Source organism: Nostoc flagelliforme FACHB-838 (assembly GCF_014698065.1).
Lineage (GTDB): Bacteria > Cyanobacteriota > Cyanobacteriia > Cyanobacteriales > Nostocaceae > Nostoc > Nostoc flagelliforme_B.
Genome location: NZ_JACJSI010000285.1, coordinates 1 through 7,584, shown reverse-complemented (window position 1 = coordinate 7,584; position 7,584 = coordinate 1). Strand labels below are relative to the sequence as shown.

General features: G+C 37.9%; 5 protein-coding genes. All 5 read left to right on the top strand.

Annotation, left to right across the window (positions count from 1 at the left end):
- Positions 1-620 precede the first annotated feature (620 nt).
- The 5 genes from H6G97_RS40950 to H6G97_RS40930 all read left to right on the top strand — a co-directional run bounded on the left by H6G97_RS40950 (position 621) and on the right by H6G97_RS40930 (position 7,331).
- On the top strand, positions 621-1,235 hold the full coding sequence (locus tag H6G97_RS40950) for a sigma-70 RNA polymerase sigma factor region 4 domain-containing protein (protein WP_242055915.1): 615 nt from the start codon (positions 621-623) through the stop codon (positions 1,233-1,235).
- 18 nt (positions 1,236-1,253) lie between these two features.
- The gene (locus tag H6G97_RS40945; protein WP_190946328.1) at positions 1,254-2,198 is read left to right on the top strand and encodes a DUF1822 family protein; all 945 of its coding nucleotides are present in this window, start codon (positions 1,254-1,256) and stop codon (positions 2,196-2,198) included.
- Between the two features lie 20 nt (positions 2,199-2,218).
- Complete coding sequence (locus H6G97_RS40940) at positions 2,219-4,588, top strand: CHASE2 domain-containing protein (protein WP_190946327.1); 2,370 nt, start codon at positions 2,219-2,221, stop codon at positions 4,586-4,588.
- Positions 4,581-5,393, top strand: a complete 813-nt coding sequence (locus H6G97_RS40935) for a DUF928 domain-containing protein (RefSeq protein ID WP_190946326.1) — start codon at positions 4,581-4,583, stop codon at positions 5,391-5,393. The genes H6G97_RS40940 and H6G97_RS40935 overlap by 8 nt, the downstream gene beginning before the upstream one ends.
- Positions 5,394-5,540: 147 nt before the next feature.
- The gene (locus H6G97_RS40930; protein ID WP_190946325.1) at positions 5,541-7,331 is read left to right on the top strand and encodes a ShlB/FhaC/HecB family hemolysin secretion/activation protein; all 1,791 of its coding nucleotides are present in this window, start codon (positions 5,541-5,543) and stop codon (positions 7,329-7,331) included.
- Positions 7,332-7,584: the final 253 nt, after the last annotated feature.

The window sequence follows — 7,584 nt, the reverse complement described above, 5'->3', positions numbered from 1 at the left end:
TAAGTCGGAAATTTCGATTCCGTAGGCGAGGCAGTTTTCATTCATGCCTCTTAATCTACCATTTACGTGTACTTATTTTTTACAGTAGCAGGATAACTCCTGTGAACGTTTACCTTGTCAGTAAAACTTACATGACTAGAGTTGAAAGAGAAAATAGTCGTTTCAGGCATTATTTTGCTTGTTTATATTGTCAAACATTTTGTTACTCCAAGCCCGAATAAATGCTTAAACTATCTATGCGATTAGTAATAAATTATCTTAAGTATGGTTCAATGGCGTTGCGGACGCGTAGCGCCCGCAAGCTTGAGGCGATCGCATGATTCATATTTTGATTCAGCAACGCAATTTAATTTCTATTAGTTGGAAAAATGAGCAAAGTAGTTCGTGAAGTATTAGACAAGTATTGAAGTACTTCTATTTATCTATCAGCTTTTTTAGGTGGGCTTTTATGCAAAATTTGGACTTTGTTACAAAACTTCAAGCTAGGTAAATGTAACCTTTTGTAACAATAAAAGCTCTTTTGCATAAAATTCGCCCTCTGTTGCCAGAAATAAATATAGAGGGAAAGCAAACTTTTGGAGTGCTAAATGAATCAAACCTCGTTTGATGAAATAGATGTTTTGCTTCAACAACTAGCTTCAACAGCGCAGCAATACCCGCACATGTCTCAACCACGACAATTAGCTCTGACAAAGCTAGTTAATACGGTTGTGCAATCAGGTCGGCTTTGCCATCCGCAAAGGAGGCAATTTTCAGTAAATATTTATGAAGAAATTTATAATGAAGCAGTACAAGAGCTTCTACTATATGTTTGTCAAAATCTTGATAAATATAATTCGGAGCGCGGTTCAGTAATGGTATGGGTTAATTTTCTTTTGCAGCAGCGATTTTTCAAAGATGCAGTTCAGAAATTTTTTGGTCAAGAAAACGTTACACACATCACTGATGCTCACCTAGATAATCTAGCCATTCCTGAAGAAGCACAAGACATTACAGAAATTTTGATGGAATGTATAAAATTAGACCCAGAGGATATTTTCAAAAAAGAACACCTAAAAGAATATCCACAAGTAAACTTTCAAGTTTTGGCTCAAAAACGAATTTTAGGCAGATCATGGAAAGAAATAGCCGCAGAATACAATATAAAAATACCTACAGTCAGTTGCTTTTATTATCGAAGTTTAAATAAATTTGCAAATAAAATTAAAACTTACTGTCAGGATTTTGCAATTTAAATTAAAGAGTAACAAATCATGCAGAGCGTATCAGAATCTTTAACTTTTACTATACCTTTAGGCTTAAAATGTCGCACTCAAGCAGAAAAATTTTCTCGGAAACATAGCAATCCTGACAAGAGGCAACAGGTATATGCTAATACTCTTGCAGTGACAGTAGTAAAGTTTTATTTGCATTGCATAGGTTGGGAGACTGAGTGGGAAGCTAGTCTCAGCTACAATCCCCTAATGCAAGGCTTAATGGATGTTGCGGATCTTCAAGTCAAAGATTTAGGGAAATTAGAGTGTCGTCCAGTGTTAGCTTCCTCACAAACGGTTTTCATTCCCCCAGAAGTTTATGAAAATAGAATTGGCTATATAGCTGTGCAATTGGACGAATCTTTAAAGACAGCTACAATACTAGGATTTGTCAGAAGAGTAACTAATAATGGTGAGATATTTTTAAGCGATTTGGAGTCGCTTGAAAATTTAGTCTCGTATTTACATCAAATTAAACAATCCGAAGTACTCAAAAAAGGAGTTAGCTTAAACCAATGGTTCGAAAATCTGTTTGAAAATAGTTGGATGGCTCTAGAAGAACTTTTCAGCAATATAAATGATAAAAAGTTTGCCTTAAGAAGTATTTCATCAAAACGTGAAGGCAATGTAGCACGAGCAAAAATAATAGATTTGGGATTACAAGTTGGAAATCAATCTGTCGTGCTGTTAATGGCGATCGCACCTTATTCTAAAGATCAAGTAGAAATACTAGTACAATTACATCCATTAGAGGGAAAAACTTATTTGCCATCTAACTTGAGGCTGAATTTACTGTCAGAATTAGGAGAAAATATGCAAGAAGTTGTATCACGAAGCAATGATAATTTTATTCAATTAAAACGATTTAGAGGGTATTCTGGAGAAGGCTTTAATATACAAGTGTCTAATGGCGATTTCACAATCAAAGAGGCTTTTTTCATCTGACATTTTTTTGTCGGAATGCAATGAGTAAGTTAGTTGTTTTAAATTTGGGTAAGGGAGACCTCTACAAAGGCTTTCCCGATGTCACAGTTCAACTTGGGTTGACAAATGATCATCGGGCGATGGAATTTCGTGGTAGTTTACCAGCAGCACCAGAAATTCCCCAACTTTATCGAAATTGGCAAATACTATACTCGGCTCTTTACCACTATTATGGTTGGTCTGTACGTCTGGAAATTGAAGAGACTGATGTCACAAATTTTTCGGAAGTTGAATTTAACGATTTATGTGAAGAATTATCATTTAGAATTAATCTCTGGCTCAACTCTGAGGAGTTTCGCAAAATTGAGCAAAAGTTACGCACGCAATTAAATCCAAATGAAGAAATTTGCTTTATGATTGCAAGTGGCGATTATTTATTGCGACGTATACCTTGGCATTTATGGAACTTTTTTGAAGACTACCCCAATGCAGAAGTAGCACTTAGCCCTATAGAGCTGCAACGACCAAAGAAAATATATAATAAAGAAAAAAAAGTTAAAATATTAGCTATTTTTGGTAATAGCCAAGGAATTGATATTAGTAAAGATCGGCAATTTTTAGAGAAATTATCAACTCAAGCTCAAATAAAGTTTTTAGTAGAACCACAACGGAAAAAATTAAGTAACGAACTTTGGAATAAAGGTTGGAATATTTTATTTTTTGCAGGGCATAGTTATAGTAAAGAAAGAGGAGTTTTGCAAATCAATCAAACCACAACAATTAGTCTAGATAAATTAAAGCATGGACTTAAAAAAGCAATTGAAAGTGGATTACATTTAGCAATTTTCAATTCTTGCGATGGTCTAGGTTTAGCAGAAGCATTAGAGGATTTACACATCCCTCAAGTCATTGTCATGCGCGAACCAGTTCCTGACTTAGTAGCACAAGAATTTTTAAAGCATTTTTTAACAGAATTTTCTAATGGTCAATCTTTATACTCTGCACTACGGGAGGCGCGAAAAAGGCTTGAAGGAATAGAAGATGAATATCCTTGTGCAACTTGGTTGCCGGTAATTTGTCAAAATCCTTTGTCAGCAACAATGACTTGGCAGATGCAGCGAAAGATTTTCACTGCTAAGAGCCTTTTTAAAATATTGGTTACAAGCTTTTTAATAACAAGCTTGGTTATAGGGGTAAGGTATTGGGGTTATCTGCAAACCTCGGAGTTACAGGCTTTTGACCATTTTATGCAGTCGCGATCGCAGTTTGTGACTGAAAAACCTGATGAACGAATTTTGATTATTACTATTGATGAAGCAGATATTCAGTACCAAATCAACAAAGGTATGCAAATGCGATGGTCGTTATCTGACCAAGCCCTTGCTCAATTATTAGATAAATTAAATAAGTACCAACCGCGAACTATCGGTTTAGATATTTACCGTGATGGGGTTGTAAATCCCAAATATCCAAATTTAGCCACTCGTTTTAGCCAGGATAATCGTCTATTTTTTGTGTGCAAAGTTGGTACAACTGATGATGATGGTGATAGTGATGGGATTCCGTCACCTGATGGAGTTTCAAAGGAACGGTTAAGTTTTAGTGATTTTGTGGCAGATGATGAAGTTATTGCTCGTCGTCAACTTTTACATTTGACTCCTCCTCCAACATCTCTATGTACCACAGAATATGCTTTTAATTTCCAATTAGCACTTCATTATTTGGATAAAGAAGGAAAAAGCTCAAGCGTTACAAAAGAAGGTTATTTACAAATTGATAATGTTGTGTTTAAGCAATTAAAGGAACATACTAGCGGTTATCAAAAAGTTGATGCATCTGGTTATCAAATATTGTTAAATTATAGTTCTCTCCCTTCTGTTGAAAAAATTGCCGAGCAAATTAGTTTAAGAGATGTGTTAGATGAAAAAATACCATTAGAATCAATTCAATCACTTAGAGATCGTGTTATTCTTATTGGTCTTTCTGCCCCTACCAACACCAACGATTATTGGAAAACACCATTCAGTTCTAGTGCAAAGCAAAAGCAAAAGCAGATACCGGGAGTGTTCGTACAAGCACAGATGCTTAGTCAAATTCTCAGTGCAGTTTTAGACGGCAGACCCTTGTTGTGGTGGTGGTCTGGATGGATAGAGACATTTTGGATATGGGTATGGTCATTATTAGGAGGTATTATAGGGTGGTATTATTCCAAACCTCTGCACTTGGGACTAGCGGTGATAGCAATACTTTTAACGCTATTTGGGTTATGTTTTGGCATTTTTATACTAGCTGGATGGGTGCCGTTTATTCCCCCAGCATTAGCAGTGTTAACTACCCAAGTAATTGTAATTTCATGGTCTAGACATTCTCATCTTGATAAAAGAAGAAAATCAAATTTTAATCATGATTAGAAAAAAATTGCTAATCCAAAGAATTCAAAGAACTTGCACAATTTCTTGGCTAATTCTTAGTGCAACAAGTCATTTGCAATCAGTGCAGGCACAACTAACTAATTCGATTGAAAACCCTGTAAAAAATTCGGATTTCCAATCCTTCCAGCAACCGACATTACCCAGAAACGGCGCACCTACTGGTCGGCGCAGAGCAGGAGCTGGGCGGAATCCTGAGTGTCCTAGTTCTTTAACACGTCTTACTGCTTTAATACCGGGTAATGGAGAAAAATCAGTCTTAGCATCAACAGTTGCAGAAAATCCAACTTTTTGGTTTTATGTTCCTGAACTACCTGAAACTACACGTTCCGCAGAATTCGTGTTACAAGCGGTCTCTGGTAAAAATGTGGAGAATGCCTATCGGACACCTCTTACTCTTTCTGGAAACTCAGGGGTTATCAGCATTACTCTCCCAGCACAAGCGCAATATTTATTAAAAACAGGTAAAAAATATCATTGGTATTTTCATATTTATTGTAGCGATCCACAAAAGACACCTGATAATTTTTATGTAGATGGGTTTGTGGAAAAACAGTTGCTAACTCAGGCTCTTACTAGCCAGTTGAAGGCAGCACAACTAAGGGAGTATATTGCCTATAAGGCCAATAATATATGGTATGATGCCGTAACTAATTTAGGTGAACTGCGCCGCGCTAATCCTCAGAATACAGCTATCAATAAAGATTGGGTTGACCTATTAAATGCCATTGGTTTACAAGATATTGCTAAAGAGCCAATTTTACAGCATTACAACTTAGAAAACTGACAAAATACCACGAGGAACATGGTGGGTTCTATGTCAGGAATAGCTCAAAATTGGCAGTATTGGTGTTGTAGTTTGGCAATGGGCAGCCAATTGATTGCTTCTTCGCCAGAATAAGTTGTATTTTCAGGCAAAACTCAACTCAATGCAATGGTAGTTAAAGTTACTCAACTTTTTGCGGCATCCTGCTTGCTTATTTTGCTCAGTAGCCTAACAACTACACCCAGCAGAGCGCAGCCAGTAGAAGGCGTACAATTACTCCAAAACAATTCTCCCTCGCTCCCACAACTTCCCCCACCGCAGGATGTCCAACCACCTTCACCTAGAACACCACCAACACCCTCTTCGCCATCGCAACTTCCGCCTCCATCCGAACTACTCCAACCTTCCCAACCACTACCTACACCAAATGAAACACTTCCCGAAACATCACAAATTTTCAGTGTTAAGCAGTTTGAAGTGATTGGTAGTACAGTATTCAGCCCCAAAAAATTCAATCAGATACTTGCTGAGTTTATCAACAAACCGATAACATTTGCACAATTATCAGAGACTCGTTCCAAAATTACTGAACTTTATATTCAAGAGGGGTACGTTACCTCTGGAGCTTATATTCCTGAACAAACTCTTACTGATGGTGTTGTCCAAATACAGATAATTGAAGGTAAATTAGAAGATATTCAAATAACTGGAACTAAGCGACTCAACCCAAATTATATCCGTAGCCGTATAGCTTTAGGGGCATCCACTCCTTTAAATCAAAAACGCCTGCTAGAATCCCTGCAATTATTGCAACTCAATCCTTTAATTGAAAACTTGTCTGCTGAATTATCTGCTGGCTCACGTCCTGGCTCTAATTTGTTGGCTATCAAAGTAACAGAGGCAGATACATTTAATGTAGAAACAGTATTTGACAATGGTCGCTCCCCTAGTGTTGGTAGCTTCCGACGGCAACTGCAAGTTAACGAAGCCAACTTGCTAGGATTTGGAGATAGTATATCGTTAACATATAGTAATACTGACGGTAGTAATACCGTAGATGCCAGCTACAGCTTGCCTCTCAATCCTCGCAATGGCACGCTCACCTTCAGCTATGGCAATTCATCAGCCAATGTCATTGAACGTTCCTTCGATATCCTAGATATTGAATCAGCTTCTCAATATTACGACCTCACATTCCGTCAGCCGATAGTACAAACTCCCAACCAAGAATTCGCTCTGGGGATCACTGCTTCTCGCAGAGAAAGTGATATTTCCTCTTCTTTATTTGAACAGCAGAACGTTCCCCTGTCTGGACTTTCACCAGGGGCTGACGAACAAGGACGCACCAGAATATCTGCGTTGCGATTTCTTCAGGAATGGACCACTCGTAATAGCCAAGAAGTAATTGCGGCTCGTTCTCAATTTAGTCTGGGAACTGGTGCATTTAATGCCACAATCAACAATACCGAACCTGACAGCCGCTTTTTCGCTTGGCGAGGACAAGCACAATGGGTACGTTTGTTAGCTCCTGATACTTTGTTGTTCATTCGTGGCGATATACAACTGGCTTCTACAAGACTTCTAGCTTCGGAACAATTTGGTTTAGGCGGTATCAATAGTGTACGAGGGTATCGTCAAGATTTACTGTTAGCAGATAATGGCGCTCTTGCTTCTGTTGAGTTACGGCTACCGATTTTGCGTATACCACAATGGGATGGAGTTATGCAAGTTACCCCCTTTGTTGACGTTGGCACTGCTTGGAATAATTCGTCGAATATAGATGAAAATAATACTGACAGTAACGTTCTAGCTTCTGTTGGTTTGGGTTTGCGTTGGTTGCAGGGCAATAATTTTACTGCTGGTATTGAGTGGGGTATTCCTTTAATTTCGGTTGATACTCAAGGTAATACATTGCAAGAGAATGGGCTGTATTTTTTTGTACGATATAACCCGTTTTAAGCTTAGACAAAGGAGCTAATACCAATTCGCACTCTTGCTAACACCCCGCTCCGCTAACGCTTTTTTGCCCATTCGCAATTAAGAAACTTAGCTTGCGGGGGGACAAAATGGTTTAGAATGCTTATATTACAAAGAGTGTGGCAATTTGTGGTAAAAGAAAAAGAGCCTTCATTCGCAACAAGCTCTATTTAATGATAATGTTACCAGAATTCTACGAAACAAACCTCAAGCGAGAATTGGGACGTGCAGAATA